We start from the raw sequence: 15,108 nt of genomic DNA on the forward strand, positions 1-15,108 counted from the left end.
CCGGGCCGGCTCATGCCTTCCGCGGAATACGTTCGGGAGGCATGCCGGGCCCGATCGTCGCTCGGATCTCGGCCGGATCGTCCACGCGACCGCAGTTCGCGCACACCGTCTGCACGCTGATCCCGCCGTCGCACGCCGAGTGGGTGTACAGGATCGGCGGCTCCCCCTCGGTCACCCACTGATCGCCCCACTCGGAGAGCGCGATCAGTGCGGGCTCGAGTGCGCGTCCCTTGTCGGTCAGCAGGTACTCGTACAGTTCGGGCTGCTCGGAGTACCTGTGGCGGCGCATGATCCCCGCCTCGACGAAGCCGTCGAGGCGAGCCTTGAGGATGTTGGTCGCAATGCCCAGGCTGCGCTGGAAGTCGCTGTAGCGGGTCGCCCCCGCGAACAGGGCGTCACGGACGATGAGCGGGCTCCAGCGTTCGCCGATCACCTCCAGGGCACGCGCAATCGAACATACCTGCGAGTCATACGTCTTCCCCAGCATGCGCCCCAGTCTACCGGGGTGCTTGCATCATGAAAGCGCGCGGGACTAGAGTGACTTGCATGATGCAAGTTGATTCGGAACGGGACTTCGTCACCACATTTTCGCGCTGAGGCGACTTTCTCGGCCGGGCGCCACAGCCCTTCCATCCGACGACACAGGAGATCCGGAATGACAACTTCGAAGCCCGGCAGCATCCTTCTCGGCACCACGCGTCCCGCGGAGCTGCGCGACTGGTACCGCAGGGCGCTCGCACCCGGATACGAGGGAGAAGGGCCCATCGACCTCGGCGGCTTCCTGTTGGTCATCGAGCAGCGCGAGGACGTCGAACCGAGGAACGGTGAACCGGGGCGAATGATCCTCAACTTCCATGTCGACGACTTCGACGCCGTCGAGGCCCAGTTGCGAGCGGCCGGGGCGGACTGGCTCGTTCCCGTCGAGGATCGCCCGTCCGGCCGCTTCGGGACCTTCGCAGACCCTGACGGGAACTACCTCCAGATCATTCAGTTCAAGCAGCACGGCTGAGCCCGGGCGTCGGGCCGGCCGTGGGCCGGACTCGGTCGGCCCACGGCATCGGCGGGTGCCCGCGTTCGGTGCCGTGACTCGTGTCCGGGGGCCCTCGGTGTGCCGACCCTCGACCCCGTGCATGAAGGCAGTGCTTCGCGGAAACGGGAGGTCGACATGTCCCGTCGATCGTTCCGGAGGGAACATCGTGAACGTCACGAAGAGGTTCGCCGTACTGGCCACCGCCGTTGCGCTCCTGGCTGCGCCCGCGGCGGCCGTTGCCCAGGCGTCGGTCGCGGCCGGGCCCGCGACCGGCTCCACCACCCGGCCTGCGGTCGGCCCGGGTTGGCACCATGTGCAGGACTTCGCGCCCGACGACCTCGGCGGCTGCCACGCGCGTGGTCAGTGGTACCTGGACAACGGCGCCAATCGGTACGAGTGCCGGCCTGCGGGCGTCTGGCAGTTGTGGGTGCTCACGGACTCCTGAGCCCATCACCGCGGGGCGAACACGCGAGCCACCTCGCGGAGACGGCCTGCGGCGAACCCCGGCTTCACCACCGCACGCCCGTGCCCGCCGGCGCAATCGCGCAGGCGGGCACGGGCGTGGGTGCGGACGCCGGGCGCCGCTCCCCCGTCGGTCACTCGGTCGAGGCAACCCGATCGACCCGGGCATCCGGCCGGGCATCCGTCCCGCCGTCGATGTCCTGCGGTTGGCCGAGTGACGACGCCCGATGCGCCTCGCCCGAGGCGGCCACGGGTTCCGCGACGATCTTCGGGCCTCGACTCGCACCCGCCCCGGTGAGGCGTGGGCCGTACGTCCGGCGTATCCCGTACGCGGCGAGCACGACCGCGAGGCTGCCCAGGCTGGTGAACAGCTGGGTGCGCTGGTCGTCGATGACCGCCATGGCCACGAGCACGGCGCCGAAGCCCGCCATGACGATCCAGGTCAGGTAGGGGAACAGCCACATCTTCAGGGTCAGTCGCTCCGGCGCCTCGCGCTCCAGTCGGCGACGCATGCGCAGTTGCGAGGCGCCGATCATGACGTACATGAAGATGGCGATCGCACCGGAGGAGTTGACCAGGTAGGTGAACACGGTGTCCGGCGACAGGTAGGCGAGCAGGACCGAGACCCAGCCGACGACCGTGCCGGCCAGGATCGCCCGGACCGGGACGTTGCGCTTGCTGGTCTTGACCGACCACTTGGGCGCGTCGCCGTGCGCGGCCAACGCGAAGAGCATCCGCGAGGACACGTACACCGAGGAGTTGAGCACGCTGAGCACCGCGGTGAGGATCACCACGTCCATCACGGTGCCGGCACCCGGCAGGCCGATGATGTCCCACGCGGCGACGTACGGGCTCGCCAGCACCTCGGCGCCGTCCCACGGGACGATCGTGACGACGAGGAAGATCGAGCCGACGTAGAACAGGATGATCCGCCAGATGATGCCGGTGGTGGCGCGCGCCACCGAGCGCTCGGGTTCCCTGCTCTCCGCGGCCGCGATCGTGACGATCTCGGCGCCGCCGAAGGCGAAGATGACCACGACGATGGCGGAGAAGATCGAGGTGAAGCCGTTCGGCGCGAAGCCCCCGTGCGAGGTGAGGTTGGAGAAGTCGAACGAACTGCCGGGCCACGCGCCGAACACGTGCAGAGAGCCGACCACCAGGAAGGCGATGATCGCGGCGACCTTGACGGAGGAGAACCAGAACTCGAACTCGCCGAAGGACTTCACCGACAGCAGGTTCGTCGCGGTCATCACCGCCATCAGGGCCATCGCCAACACCCACAGGGGCAGGTCGAGCCAGGCGTGCAGGATCGCGGCGCCCGCGACCGCCTCGACGGCCACGATGATCACGTAGTAGTACCAGTACAGCCAGCCGATCGTGAAGCCCGCCCAGGGCCCGATCGCACTGCGCGCGTAGTCGGAGAACGATCCCGAGGACGGTCTCGCGACGACCATCTCGCCGAGCATGCGCATGGTGCACAACACCAGCGCGCCGGCGAGACAGTAGGACACGATCGCCGCCGGGCCGGCCGTCTTGATGACGCTGCCGCTGCCGACGAAGAGACCGGCCCCGATCGCCCCGCCGATCGCGATCATGGCCATGTGCCGGTTGCGGAGCGAACGACTGAGTCGGGGTTGCTCGGTCGGAGATGTGTGCTGCGGCATGGGGACTCCTGCAAGGCGGGAACGGGGGAAGCAGCGGGTGGCGGAGGGGACGGCGCGGGCCGGCGGGTCGGTCCGGGAGGTCGCGGCGGGGAGGGGACCGTCTCAGGTCCAGTCGCCCTCGCGGCCCGCGCCGATCACCCAGGTCAGTGCCCGGAACCGGCGCAGCGCCTCGCGCGCGTCGGGGGCCTCCAGGCGGACGGTGCGTGCGCCGACGACGTCGATACCGGCCGTCGCGCTCGCGCGTTCGGCGAGGTACGGGCTGTCCACGTCGACCTCGACCACGTGCGGGGCGGGCATCGCGGTGGGCCGCTCCGGCGGGCCCGCCAGCGCGGCGGCGGCCTCGCGGCGGATGTCGGTCGAGGTCGCGGCGGGGGTACGGCAGATCGCCGCGTGGCGCGAGATCGCCGTCTTGACCGTGACCGTGCGGCAGCCCGGCGCGTACCGGCCCGCCTCGGCGCAGGTCGCGTCGTCGCCGGTGACCAGGACCACCGGGACGCCGGCCTCGGCGGCGACGAGCGCGTTGAAGCCTCCCTCGTCGACCGGTCGTCCGTCGATGCGCACGGCGAGGATGCTGTGCGAGAGGTAGGTGTGGGCGAGTACGCCGGCCTCGCCCGCACCGGTGTGGTAGCCGACGAACGCCAGTGCGTCCACGTCGAGTTCGAGCCCCTGGAGCATGCCGAGGGGCTTGTTGCGGCCGACGATGAGCAGCGCGCGCGGGTCGAGTTCCTCCAACAGCACGTTGTCCATGCCGCAGTGGGCGTCGTTGACGATCACCTCGTCGGCGCCGGCGTCCAGGAATCCGGCCACGGCCGCGTTCACGTCGCCGGTGAGCAGGCGTCGAAAGCGTTCGTAGCGCGGGTTGCCTGCGGTCACGTCGGCCGGCAGCACGGTGCCGGTGGCGCCCTCCATGTCGGCGGAGATCAGGACGCGGGTCACATCGCCACCTCCTCGGGATCGGGACAGTCGTCGTGGGACCGGTTCCCCGCGGAGTCCGCGGGCGTCGGGTCCACCAGGGCGTGCACGTGGGCCGCACCGCTTTCCCGGACCACTTCGCGGATGGTCTGCGCCTCGCGGACGACGGCCAGGTGCACCGTGTCGTGCACGACGCGGTAGCCGTAGACGGCCGGGCGCGGCAGCGAGTTGTAGGCGAAGTGGGACGAGAAGTAGTAGGCACCGGTGTCGTACAGCGCGACGACGTCGCCCGGTTCGAGCAGGGGCAGGGCGCGCCCGACGGCGGTCAGGTCGCCGGCGAAGCAGCACGGGCCGGCGACGTCCTGGATCTCCTCCGCTGCGTTCTTGGGCCGGCCGTGCGCGTCGAACGCGCCCACGCGCAGCGGCCACGCCTGGGGCATGAACACCGTGCGGGTGGCGACCTGCGCACCCGCGTGGGTGATCGCGATCCGTCGGCCGCCGGAGGACTTGGTGTACTCCACGCGCGAGGCGATCGTGCCGTTCTTGGCGAGCAGCGAGCGGCCGAACTCGGTGACCAGCCGGTAGCGGCCGTTGAGGAGTTCGGGCACGGTGCCGCGCAGTTCGGCGACGTAGTCGGCGAAGGTCGGGTCGTCCTCGTCGCCGGCGAAGTTCACCGGCAGGCCGCCGCCGATGTCCAGGTCGGTGATCTGTCGGCGGCCCAGGACGGTGTTGATGTGCTCGGCGAGTTCGTACGTGGCGCGCAGGCCGGCGGCGATCAGCCGCAGCGGGCAGCCCTGGGAGCCGACGTGCGCGTGCAGGCGGTTGAGCCACGGCCTGCGGGCGAAGGCCTCGACCACGGCCTCGACGGCTCCCGGGTCGCGCAGCGCGATGCCGAACTTGGACGTGGTGGTCGCGGTGCTCATCGCGCCGATCGTGCCGGCGCCGACCTGCGGGTTGACTCGGATCCCGATCGGTCCCGCGGCCGGGCGGTCGGCGACGATCGCGTCGATGCGGGCGAGTTCCTGGAAGTTGTCGACGTTGACGGCGATGCCGTGGGCGAGGGCGTGGCGAAGTTCCTCGACGGTCTTGGCCGGGCTGTCCAGGACGAGCCGGTCGGGGCTGAATCCGGCCGCCAGGGCCTGTTCGAGTTCACCGGGCGAGGCGACCTCGCAGCCCATGCCCGCGTCGGCGAGCAGGTGCAGGACCGGGACCAGGCCGCATGCCTTGGCGGCGAACGTGTGCAGTACGGGTGTCTCGCCGAAGGCCGCGGTCAGCGCGTCGACCGAGGCTCGGATGCCGTCCACGTCCAGTAGGCCCAGCAGGGGCTGCTCGGGGCCGAGCAGGCCCTGCTCCACGACGTGGGCCAGGGCCGCGTCTCGGGCCGATCGACGCCGTAGGGCCGCTGCGGAAGTCACGCGCACCACACCTCGAATCTCTCCGGTGTTCGCGGCTCGTTCGAGTCGCATGCACAGCTTGGAGCCGGGCGTGTGCGGGAGTCAGCGTGGGGCGCGACCAAAGGGGCGGGCTTCGATTGTCTGTCCCGACAGGAAAATGATCATGGAATCCGGCCGTCGGGCCGGCTCATTCGTGCACGGGCCCGGGCTCCGGCCTCGAAACCCACCCGGGCGCGCCGGGGACCCGAGGGCTCACCAGGGCGCGCCGGGGGTCGTGGCGGCCGCTCTCCGGGGACTCACCCCCGCGCCCGATGCGCCAGGCGCAGCCCGATGTCGGCGAGCAGCCGGCCCGTCGGGTCGTCCAGGTCCACGCCGAAGAGCTCCCTGGCCCGGCGCAGCCGGTAGCGCAGGGTGTTCGGGTGCACGCTCAGCCCGTGCGCGGCGGCCACGGTGTCGCCGAAGGCGCTCAGGTAGGCGCCGACCGAGGCGGAGTACTCCGATCCGTGCGCACGATCGTGCTCGACCATCGCGTGCACCGGCCCGGCCATCGGCCACAGCGGCTCGACGCGGTCCAGCAGGCGCACCAGGGCCGCTTCCGAGACCACGTCGGAGGACAGCGCCGACGCCGACGCGGGCACGCCCGTGGCCACCGCCCGCTCGCGCAGCACGCGCACCACGATCTCGGCGTCCTCGCGCGCACCGGGCAGCTCGGCCGGCCGCTGCGCCATGGGACCGACGCCGGCGAAGACCACCGTGCCGGGAACCGAGCGCGCGGTGGCGACCAGGTCGCGCGCGGGGTCGGTGTGCGTCTCGCCCGCCGGCATCAGCACGTACAGGCGTCGACCGGCCCGTGCCGTCACACACCCCGGCCGAAGCGCCGCCGCCTGCAACGCGAGCACGTCGAGCACGCGCTGCTCCGCGGGAGTGGGCGCATCGGAGGCGAACTCCGTCGCCGGGTGCTCGTACGCCTCGACCACGGTCACGGTGTGCGGCCGATCCGGGCGCACCCCCACCGTCCGGGCCGCCTGCTCCGCGCCCGCGCCGCCGGTCAGCAAGGTGTGCACCGCCGCCTCGCGACGGCGTGCCGCCTCGCGGCCGCGGGTCTCGTGGTGGACCAGGTGCGGCACGGCCGCCCGGGCGGCGGTGCGCAGGGCGGCCGTCGCGTCCGGCGCGAGCGGGTGGCCGTCGGCCGCGGCCCAGAGCGACCCGAGCACCTCGCCGCCGTCGCGCACCGCGATCGCCAGCCGTTCCGCGTAGCGGTCGTCGGCGGGCAGCCGGACCACGTCGTCGGTGCTCCACAGGGTGCGAAAGAAGCCGCTTTCGCGCAGTTCGGCGACGCGCCAGCGCGGCACCTGCTGGTTCAGGATGGTCACCCGGCGCATGGGGTCCGGCTCGTGGTCCATCCGGGAGTAGGCCAGCACCCGCGACTGCGGATCCTCGATCGTGATCGCGCCGCCCACCAGGTCGGCGACCGTGTTGGCCAGGCCCGACAGGTCGCCCGGGCGCAGGCTGTCGACCGTGGCGAGTTCGGAGGGGCTGCTCTGGGCGCAGGCGTTGCGCAGCAGGCCCAGCACGTCGGTCCACCCGCGTCCGGGATGGCGGGTGAGTACGGCGGTGTCGCCGTGCTCGGCCGCCTCGACCACGGCCGCGTCCACGGGGTCCGCGCCGCGCCGGATCACCAGCGCGCTCGCCCCCGCGCGGCGGGCCGCCCGGACGGCCTCGACCGCGCCGTGCCCGCGCGGGTCCACTCCGACCGCGAGGAGGATCATCCCGGCGAGCGTCGTGCCGTCCGCGTCCTCGTCGCCGAGGTCGTACAGGGTGACCCCGCGCACCGGCACCTCGGTCCCGCGCGGCGCGACCACGACGTCGAGGATCCCGGGATCGATCAGGTCCAGGACCCGGGAAAGCGTCGCCGCGGCGGGACGGCGGGAGGGTTCACGCTCGTTCATACGTCCATGATCGCGCGCGGCGAGGGTCGTCCCCCGCACGCGGCGACGGCCTCGCGTCGCCCGGGCGAGCACGTGCTCGCGCGGCACCGGAGGTACGCCGGCCCTTCCGATCGGTTCCGGGGTTCCGTCGAGGTTCGGGTCCTTCATCCAATTTCCCGCCCTTTGCCGAAATTTCCGCCGAGAAGATGTAAATGATCTCGTCCCGGTTCGCCGACGGCCCGTCAATTCGTTGATATCCGGGACAGGAATCCGGAAACGGACGCCCTTTCCCGGGTGATCATTTGCGTCTCCGGCATGCGGCGGACCCCGGATCCTCAAATTCAGCACAGATCCAACGGACTTGTAGCTTGGCGTAGTTAGTGTTCGCGATCCGAGCCGACACATCGGGGGAAGTGAGGGGCCAAGGCCGTGACGTCCTTCTGTACCCATGATCACGACACCGGTAATCAGGCACGTTCGACATATGAGGCCAAACTCGCGGAACTCGCCGAACTGGTTTACCGGCGCTATTCCATGCCATTGCTGTCCTTCTGTCTCAAGCTCACCGACGGGGACCGGCCCTGGGCCGAGGACGTCGTGCAGGAGACCATGCTGCGGGCGTGGCGTCATGCGGGCACGATTGCGGACAACACGTCCGATCTGATGCCGTGGCTGGCGACGGTGGCGCGCCGGATCGTCATGGACGACCGTCGTGCGCGTCGCGCCCGGCCGCAGGAGTGCAGCCCCGAACCGCTCGAGTACCTGCCGGCCGACGATCCATGGGAGCCCCTGCTCTGGAAGATGGCCGTGGCCGACGCACTGCCCTCGCTGACCGCGGCACATCGCGAAATCCTCGCCGAGACGGTGCTGCGCGATCGCGATCTCAAGCAGGCCGCCGAACTCCTGGGCATACCGGTCGGAACGGCGAAGTCCCGTACCCACTACGCGATCCGCGCCCTGCGCCAGGCCCTGGAGGAGCGCAGTGCAGGATAAGCACCCGAAATCCGGTTTCCGGTCGGTCGCGTCGAGAGCGCGGCACCGCGAGCGGATGGTCTTGGTGGGCGTTCGACGGAGAGGGTTGCCGGGCACATGAGGAACACCGATCCGCTCGACTTCATCCGAGATCATCGCGAGGCGATCCTGCGCTGGGGCGGCATCGCGGCCGCCGCCCTGGTGATCTTCCTGATCATCCGCTTCATTGCGATGCGACTCGGCGGCTGGAAAGCGGCCGGGCGTCGTTTGTGGCGGGAAGTCGCCCTGACGGCATACGCGTTCACCGCCCCGGCGCGGGCCTGGCTGCGGTACCGGCGTTCGCTGCGGGTGCTCGCGGAGCGGTTGGGCGCGAGCGCGACCTGGCGGGATGCGGAACGTGCGCTGGTGGCGGCGAAGTTCGCCGCCGCGCCCGGTCGGCCGTACGCCGCCGTCGTCGGCGACACCACGGTGACGGTGTTGTTCGCCGCCGCCGACATGCCGCCGCCCAGGGGCCTTTGGCAGGCGGTCCCGGACGATCCGTGGGCCTGGACGGCCGCCAGGGCGGAGTTGCCCTCGGTCACGCCGGACGCCGAGGGAACCAGACCGGTTGTGGTCGCCCTCGGTGAGCGCGACCTGGACTGCGTGTTCCTCGACCTCGTTGTCGGTCCGCCCATGGTGTGCGTGCAGGGCGATCCGCGTTCGGGGCCGGCCCTGTTCCAGGCCGTCGCCGCGCAGTTGGACGCCCGGTTGCCGGGCGGTCAGGTCGTGGTCGCCGACGGCGTGCACCGCGACGTGCCCGGACCGCCGGTACGGGACGCGTACCGGACCGCCGGCGCCAAACCGGCTCGGCTGGGCCTGCCCGCGTTCCTGGTGACCCCGGAACTGCCCGACCCGCTCCCGCCCGAACTCGCCGAGCCGCAGGGTGCCGCGCCCTCGTTGCGGGTGCTGCTCGGCGGACCGGGTCGGGGCCACGTACGGGCGTTGCTGACCGATGTGCACGGTCGAGTCGCGGTACCGGGCACCCCCTTGGTAGTCGCGAGCAACGCACTCGGTGCGGCGCTCGCCCGTGTGCTGCCGACGATTCCGCCGGTGCTCCCGCCCGCTCCCGCGCCGGTCTCCCGGCCGGGCACGGGTCGTGCCGAGTGGTTCGCGGAGGAGGAGCGCGCGACGGCCGCTTCGGAGCCGCGAGCGGCGCGCACCGGTACGGAGGCCGCGGAGCCGGTGGCAAACGCGGAGCCGGCCGGAACGACGGCGCCGGCCGTCTCGGCTCGTACCGCGGTCGCCCAGCCTCCCGCGCGCTCGTCGAGCGGGTCGGCCGCTGCGAACACGTCCCGACCGTCGGCACGGACGACCCCGACCGGGGCGCCTGCCGTCGAGGCGACACGCGAGCCGGCCCCTTCCGTGGATGCGAACCGGGAGCCGGTCACTGAGGCGACGCGCGAGCCGACCCCTTCCCTGGATGTGAACCGCGAGCCGGTCCCTTCCGTGGACATGCCCCGCGAACCCGTTCTCCCCGTGGATGCGAACCGCGAACCCGTCCCTCCCGTCGACACGAACCGCGAACCCGTTCCCCCCGTCGGCGAACCCGGGCTCGGGCTCCCCCCACGGACGTCGAGTGCGGCGGTGCCCTCGGAGCACGAAGGGAGTTTCGTACCCGCCGTGTCGGCACGCCGGGAGCCGACTCCGGGCCGGGAGCCGGTCGGCGGCCCGGGACCGGCTCCCGTCGCCGAACCGACCACCGCGCGGACCACCGCGCCGACCACCGCGCCCGATTCGGCGCGCGACTCGGAACCCGCGCACGACGCCCACCCCACACGCGACCCTCACCCGACCCCCGACACGCAACCCACCCAGGAACCCCACCCCACCCGCGACGCCGAACCCCCGCACGGCCCCGCCTCCGGGCCCCGCCCGCCCCGCGACCCCGAACCGTCGCCTCCCGGTTCGCCGTCGTAGCTCGCAACCCCCGGCCCTCGGCCCGCGTGTCCAGACCGCCCCCTCGAACCTTCGACCCCGTTCCCCCGCCCCCGTCGTCTCGCTGCCTCCCCTCCCCGCGAGAGAGTTGGATGCCCGTGAATCTCGCCGTCACCACCACCGATCCACAGGGCCGCCGCGCGGATCACCTGCTGGACGTCCCGGATTCGGCGACCGTCGCCGATCTCGGCTCGGTGCTCGGCGCCGCCGACCTGTTCCTGGGGACTCGACGGCTCAACCCCGATGTGCGGGTGGGCGCGAGCGGCATCCGCACCGGGGCGTTGATCGGGCTCGGCGGCCCCGTGTCGACCGAGACGGCGACGCGCGCATGGCAACCGCCCGGATCCGATCCGGTGCTCGTGACCGTGCGGCATGTGTCCGGCCCCGGAGCGGGCCGGGTATGGCGACTCGGCCCGGGTCGGCACGAGGTCGGCACGGATCGCGCGTGTGCGCTGCGGCTGGACGGTGGCCAGGCACCCCCGCAGGGAACGTGGATCACCGTCGGCACGGACGGATCCGTCACGGTCGGCCTGCCCGACGACGTGGACGAGGAGCGGTGCGGCCTGCGCAGCCTCACGCCGCCACCGCCCGTGGATCCGGTCACGGGCACGCCGCTCACCGCCGAGGAGCCGGCCGGGACGCAGGAGGGCGGCCCCGGGGGGCATTCCACCGAACCCGCGCCGCCGGGGCCGGACGGGATGCCCGTTCGGCCGCCGCTGCCGCCGGTCGGCCACCTTCCGCCGCCCGACGACGGATCGCAGCCCTGGCCGACGTACGCCGACCTGTCGCTCGGCGAGCATCTCCTGCGCCTGGGCCCGCCGGACGAGCCCGAGGCGGCGGTGCGCGCATCGGCGGACGGCTTGGGAGTCGAGTACAACCGGCCGCCGCGCATCGCGCCGCACCTGGACGCCGAGACGATCCGCATGGCGGGTCCGCCCGCCGACAACACCAAGCGCCCGTTCCCCTTCCTGATGATGATGGCCCCGCTGGTGATGGGCCTGGCCATGATGTTCCTGTTCCGAAGCCTCTTCTTCGTCGTCTTCCTGGTCTTCACGCCGATCATGGCGGTCGGCAACTGGGTTTCGAGCCGGCGCACCGGCCGCAAGCAGTACGAAGAGGCCAAGCGGGTCTACCGCATCCGCCGCTCGGCGTTGGAACTGGAGATGCGGCGCGCGACCGTGGACGAACGCGGCCTGCGCAACAGCACGTTCCCCGACCCGGCCGCGATCCTGCTCACCGCGACCGGCCCGGGCCTGGGGTTGTGGCAGCGCCGCCGGCGGGACGGCGACCACCTCACCATCCGGCTGGGCACGCTCACCCGCGCGTCGCTCAAGCAGATCGACGACCAGGCCCGGGAAACGCACTATCGGCAGGTCAACTGGCGGCTCGCCGACGTGCCGTTCGGCGTCGAACTGGCCGACTTCGGCGTGGTGGGTATCAGCGCGCCCGGTGCCACGCCGCGCCGGATCGCGAGTTGGGCGGTGATCCAGACCGCCGTGCTGCACAGCCCGCGTGATGTTCGTATCGTCGTGCTCACCGAGGACGAGCACGCCGACGCGTGGCAGTGGGTCCGCTGGTTGCCGCACCTGCGGCCGGGCCGGGCGGGCTCGGCGGTGGTGGCCCTGGGCACGGATCCGGAGAGCACCGCGCACCGGGTCAACGAGTTGATCGCCGATGTCCAGACCCGCCTCGACGCCGCGCAGTCGGCGCTGGGCCCGACCCTGCAACGCGAACCGGACGTCCTGGTGATTCTGGACGGAGCCCGTCGGCTGCGCGATGTGCCGGGCGTGATCGAGGTGTTGACGACCGGTCCGGCCGTTCGCGTGTTCAGCCTGTGCCTGGAGGAACGCGAGCACCTGCTGCCGGAGGAGTGCACGGCGGTGGTGACCGCGAACGGCGGTCGCCTCGACGTCAAGGCGCCGCACGTGCCGCAGGTCAAGGGCATCAGGGCCGATCTGGTCGATCCCGCCTGGTGCGAGGAGGTCGCCCGGGCGGTCGCCCCGCTGCGCGACGTCACCGTGGAAAGCGACTCGGGACTGCCGTCCGAGGTCGCGCTGTTGCCGCTGATCGGCCAGGAGCCGCCGGACGCGGATCTCGTGCTCCACGCATGGGAGCGCCGTCCGGCATCCACCTCCTTCGTGCTGGGCAGCGGCTACGAGGGCACCCTGCGCCTGGACCTGGTCCGCGACGGACCGCACGGCCTGATCGGCGGCACCACCGGCTCGGGCAAGTCCGAGCTGCTCCAGACGATCATCGCGTCGCTGGCCGCGGCCAACCGGCCGGACGAACTGACCTTCGTCCTGGTCGACTACAAGGGCGGCAGCGCCTTTCGCGAATGCGCCGAACTGCCGCACACCCTGGGCATGATCACCGACCTCGACGGCCACCTCGTGCAACGCGCCCTGGCCTCGCTGGACGCCGAACTGCGGCGCCGCGAGACGGTGTTGAACGAGGTCGAGGCCAAGGACCACACCGAGTACCGGATCAAGCGCGCCCGCGATCCGCGGCTGCCCGCACTGCCCCGACTGATTCTGGTGATCGACGAGTTCGCCACCCTGGTCCGCGAACTGCCGGACTTCGTCCCCGGTTTGATCAGCCTCGCGCAGCGCGGCCGATCGCTGGGTCTGCACCTGCTGCTGGCCACCCAGCGCCCCGGCGGCTCGGTCAGCAACGAGATCAAGGCCAACACCAACCTGCGCATCGCCCTGCGGGTGACCGACCGCTCGGAGAGCCAGGACATCATCAACAGCGGCGAGGCGGCCGGGATCTCGCCGCACAACCCCGGTCGGGCGCTGGTCCGCCGGGGCGAGGGGGCGCCCACGCCGTTCCAGACCGCGTTCGTCGGCGCGGAGCGCGCCGGTGCGATCCCGAGCGCGGTCGCCGAAGCGGCCGCGTCCAGGCCGGTACGCGGAGTCCGACTCGGCTGGCAGCGGCTCGGCCGCCCGCTGGACCTCTCGGAGGCCGGTCTCGAAGGTCTCGAATCGCCCGCCGATCCACACGAGGGCGGTAGTCCCCCGTTCGAGGAGCAGCCGACGGACCTGCGCGCCCTGGTGGACGTGCTGCGCACGGCGGCGGATCGACTGACCGACTTCCGGGCGTTGCCGAGCCCGTGGCTGCCGCCGATGGACGAGCGCATGCGGCTGGACGACCTGCCGCCCATTCCCGAGCCGGCACCCGGCGCCTTGCCGATGGTCCCCTACGCTCTGCTCGACCTTCCGCAGCTCCAGGCCCGGCGGCTGGCCACGATCGACTTCGCGACCTTCGGCCACCTGTACGTCATCGGCGCACCCCGCTCGGGCCGCACCCAGGTCCTGCGCACCATCGCCGGCGCCGCGGCGCTCACCATCGCCTGCTCCGACCTGCACATCTACGCCATCGACTCGGCCGGTGGCGGGCTGAGCGTGCTGGAGGCGCTCCCGCATTGCGGGGCGGTCGTCTCGCGGCACGACGCGGAGCGCATGGAACGGCTGATCACCCGCCTGATCGGCGAACTGACGGTCCGGCAGCGGCTCATCGCCCACCACGACTGCGCGGACGTCACCGAACTGCGCGGCAAACTGACCAAGGACCGCCGACCCGCCCACCTGTTGCTCATGGTGGACGGCTGGGACGCGTTGAGCAACATGCTCGACGACTACGACGGCGGGCGGCTGTACGCCGACTTCGTCCGGTTGCTTCGCGAGGGCCAGGGTGCCGGAATCCATGTGATCGCCACGTCCGAGCGGCTGCTGCTCGGCGGGCGTCTCGCGGCCCACAACGACCGGCGATTGTTGCTGCGGCAGTCCGACCCGAGCGACTACACGCTCATCGGCATGGCCCGCAACAACCTTCCGTCGTACGTCCCGCCGGGCCGCGGCTGGCTCGCCCCGGGGGCGATCGAGGCGCAGATCGCGTTGTTGCCGTCGGTCGCCGACCCCTCGAAGGCCCCTGCCGCCGGCGCCGTGGAGCCGGGCGACACCTCGATCGTCGATCAGAGCGACCAGGCCGAGGCGATGCGGGACCTGGGTCGGCGCGCGACCATTCGCGACGCCCGGGTGCCCGCCGTGCGGCGGCCGTTCCGGATCAACGAGATGCCGACGCTGATCGGCTTCCAGGAGGCGCACGCCGGGGTGCCGCAGCCACTGCGCAAGCCGTTCTGGGCACTGCTGGGCGTGGGCGGGGACGCGGTCGAGCCGCTGGGTCACGACTTCGCGGACGGCGGCGGGTCGTTCATGGTCGCGGGACCGCCGCGCAGCGGGCGCAGCACGGCGCTGGCCGCGATGTGCGTGTCGCTGCTGATGGGCGGCACCCACCTGATCGTCCTGACGCCGCGCGACTCGCAGTTGCGCAAGCTGGCCGCGCACGGGCTGGCCCGGGTGCTCGACGACCCCGATCCGTCGCCCGACACACTGGTCGAGGCGTTGGCCGAGGTGCGGGACAAGCCCGTGGTGGTCGTGGTGGACGACGCCGATCTGATGCTCGCCTGCTCGGCCGACTCGGTGCTGCGCCAGATCGCGGCGTCGGGCCGCGACCACGGGCAGGGGCTGTTGTTGGCGGGCCTGGCCGAGTCGATGAGTTCGCTGGGCTGGGTCGGCATGGCGCGCCGTTCGCGGCGCGGCCTGCTGTTGGGACCGAAGACCCTCGGCGAGGGGGATCTGATCGGCGCGAGGTTGTCGGCCGAGCAGGTGCGCACACCGCTGGGCCCGGGTCGGGGCTGGACCGCGGGCGACGCGGGGGCGGCGATCGCGGTGCAGGTGCCGCTCACCGTCCTGGACGGCTGACCGGGACGGGAG

General features: G+C 72.1%; 10 protein-coding genes. 5 read left to right on the top strand and 5 right to left on the bottom strand.

Annotated features, from left to right (window positions below):
• Positions 1-10: 10 nt before the first annotated feature.
• Positions 11-487 carry a winged helix-turn-helix transcriptional regulator gene (locus tag ACFZBU_RS11355; RefSeq protein WP_391583262.1) on the bottom strand — a complete coding sequence of 159 codons (477 nt, stop codon included), beginning with the start codon at positions 485-487 and terminating at the stop codon, positions 11-13.
• 168 nt (positions 488-655) lie between these two features.
• On the opposite strand from ACFZBU_RS11355, the gene ACFZBU_RS11360 reads away from it, so the two are divergent.
• Both ACFZBU_RS11360 and ACFZBU_RS11365 read left to right on the top strand, forming a co-directional pair.
• Positions 656-1,009: a VOC family protein gene (locus tag ACFZBU_RS11360; protein WP_391583263.1), complete on the top strand. Its 354-nt coding sequence runs from the start codon at positions 656-658 to the stop codon at positions 1,007-1,009.
• A 187-nt stretch (positions 1,010-1,196) separates the two neighbouring features.
• Positions 1,197-1,475 carry a hypothetical protein gene (locus tag ACFZBU_RS11365; protein WP_391583264.1) on the top strand — a complete coding sequence of 93 codons (279 nt, stop codon included), beginning with the start codon at positions 1,197-1,199 and terminating at the stop codon, positions 1,473-1,475.
• A gap of 151 nt (positions 1,476-1,626) precedes the next feature.
• On the opposite strand, the gene ACFZBU_RS11370 is transcribed toward ACFZBU_RS11365, so the two are convergent.
• From ACFZBU_RS11370 to ACFZBU_RS11385, 4 genes are all read right to left on the bottom strand, one after another.
• Entirely contained in the window at positions 1,627-3,156 is a 1,530-nt protein-coding gene (locus ACFZBU_RS11370) for an amino acid permease (protein ID WP_391583265.1), read from the bottom strand.
• 102 nt (positions 3,157-3,258) lie between these two features.
• Positions 3,259-4,092: a M55 family metallopeptidase gene (locus tag ACFZBU_RS11375; protein ID WP_391583266.1), complete on the bottom strand. Its 834-nt coding sequence runs from the start codon at positions 4,090-4,092 to the stop codon at positions 3,259-3,261.
• Complete coding sequence (locus tag ACFZBU_RS11380) at positions 4,089-5,534, bottom strand: diaminopimelate decarboxylase (RefSeq protein ID WP_391583267.1); 1,446 nt, start codon at positions 5,532-5,534, stop codon at positions 4,089-4,091. Before ACFZBU_RS11380 ends, ACFZBU_RS11375 begins: the two co-directional genes overlap by 4 nt.
• Before the next feature lie 224 nt (positions 5,535-5,758).
• Positions 5,759-7,411: a PucR family transcriptional regulator gene (locus ACFZBU_RS11385; RefSeq protein WP_391583268.1), complete on the bottom strand. Its 1,653-nt coding sequence runs from the start codon at positions 7,409-7,411 to the stop codon at positions 5,759-5,761.
• Positions 7,412-7,819: 408 nt separating this feature from the next.
• Between ACFZBU_RS11385 and ACFZBU_RS11390 the strand changes: the two genes are divergently transcribed.
• From ACFZBU_RS11390 to ACFZBU_RS11400, 3 genes are all read left to right on the top strand, one after another.
• Positions 7,820-8,383: a sigma-70 family RNA polymerase sigma factor gene (locus ACFZBU_RS11390; protein WP_391583269.1), complete on the top strand. Its 564-nt coding sequence runs from the start codon at positions 7,820-7,822 to the stop codon at positions 8,381-8,383.
• Between the two features lie 96 nt (positions 8,384-8,479).
• Positions 8,480-10,318 (top strand): hypothetical protein, encoded by a 1,839-nt coding sequence (locus ACFZBU_RS11395; protein ID WP_391583270.1) that lies wholly within the window; start codon positions 8,480-8,482, stop codon positions 10,316-10,318.
• Between the two features lie 110 nt (positions 10,319-10,428).
• Positions 10,429-15,096, top strand: coding sequence for an FtsK/SpoIIIE domain-containing protein (locus ACFZBU_RS11400; protein WP_391583271.1), 4,668 nt, complete (start codon positions 10,429-10,431; stop codon positions 15,094-15,096).
• The last annotated feature ends 12 nt before the right edge of the window (positions 15,097-15,108 follow it).

The organism is Embleya sp. NPDC008237, assembly GCF_042956465.1.
Taxonomy (GTDB): Bacteria; Actinomycetota; Actinomycetes; order Streptomycetales; family Streptomycetaceae; genus Embleya.

Bases quoted from the DNA above. Each gene is read 5' to 3' on its own strand.
- ACFZBU_RS11355 (WP_391583262.1), bottom strand. From the start codon at position 487: ATGCTGGGGAAGACGTATGACTCGCAGGTATGTTCGATTGCGCGTGCC.
- ACFZBU_RS11360 (WP_391583263.1), top strand. From the start codon at position 656: ATGACAACTTCGAAGCCCGGCAGCATCCTTCTCGGCACCACGCGTCCC.
- ACFZBU_RS11380 (WP_391583267.1), bottom strand. From the start codon at position 5,534: ATGCGACTCGAACGAGCCGCGAACACCGGAGAGATTCGAGGTGTGGTG.
- ACFZBU_RS11395 (WP_391583270.1), top strand. From the start codon at position 8,480: ATGAGGAACACCGATCCGCTCGACTTCATCCGAGATCATCGCGAGGCG.
- ACFZBU_RS11385 (WP_391583268.1), bottom strand. From the start codon at position 7,411: ATGAACGAGCGTGAACCCTCCCGCCGTCCCGCCGCGGCGACGCTTTCC.
- ACFZBU_RS11400 (WP_391583271.1), top strand. From the start codon at position 10,429: ATGCCCGTGAATCTCGCCGTCACCACCACCGATCCACAGGGCCGCCGC.
- ACFZBU_RS11370 (WP_391583265.1), bottom strand. From the start codon at position 3,156: ATGCCGCAGCACACATCTCCGACCGAGCAACCCCGACTCAGTCGTTCG.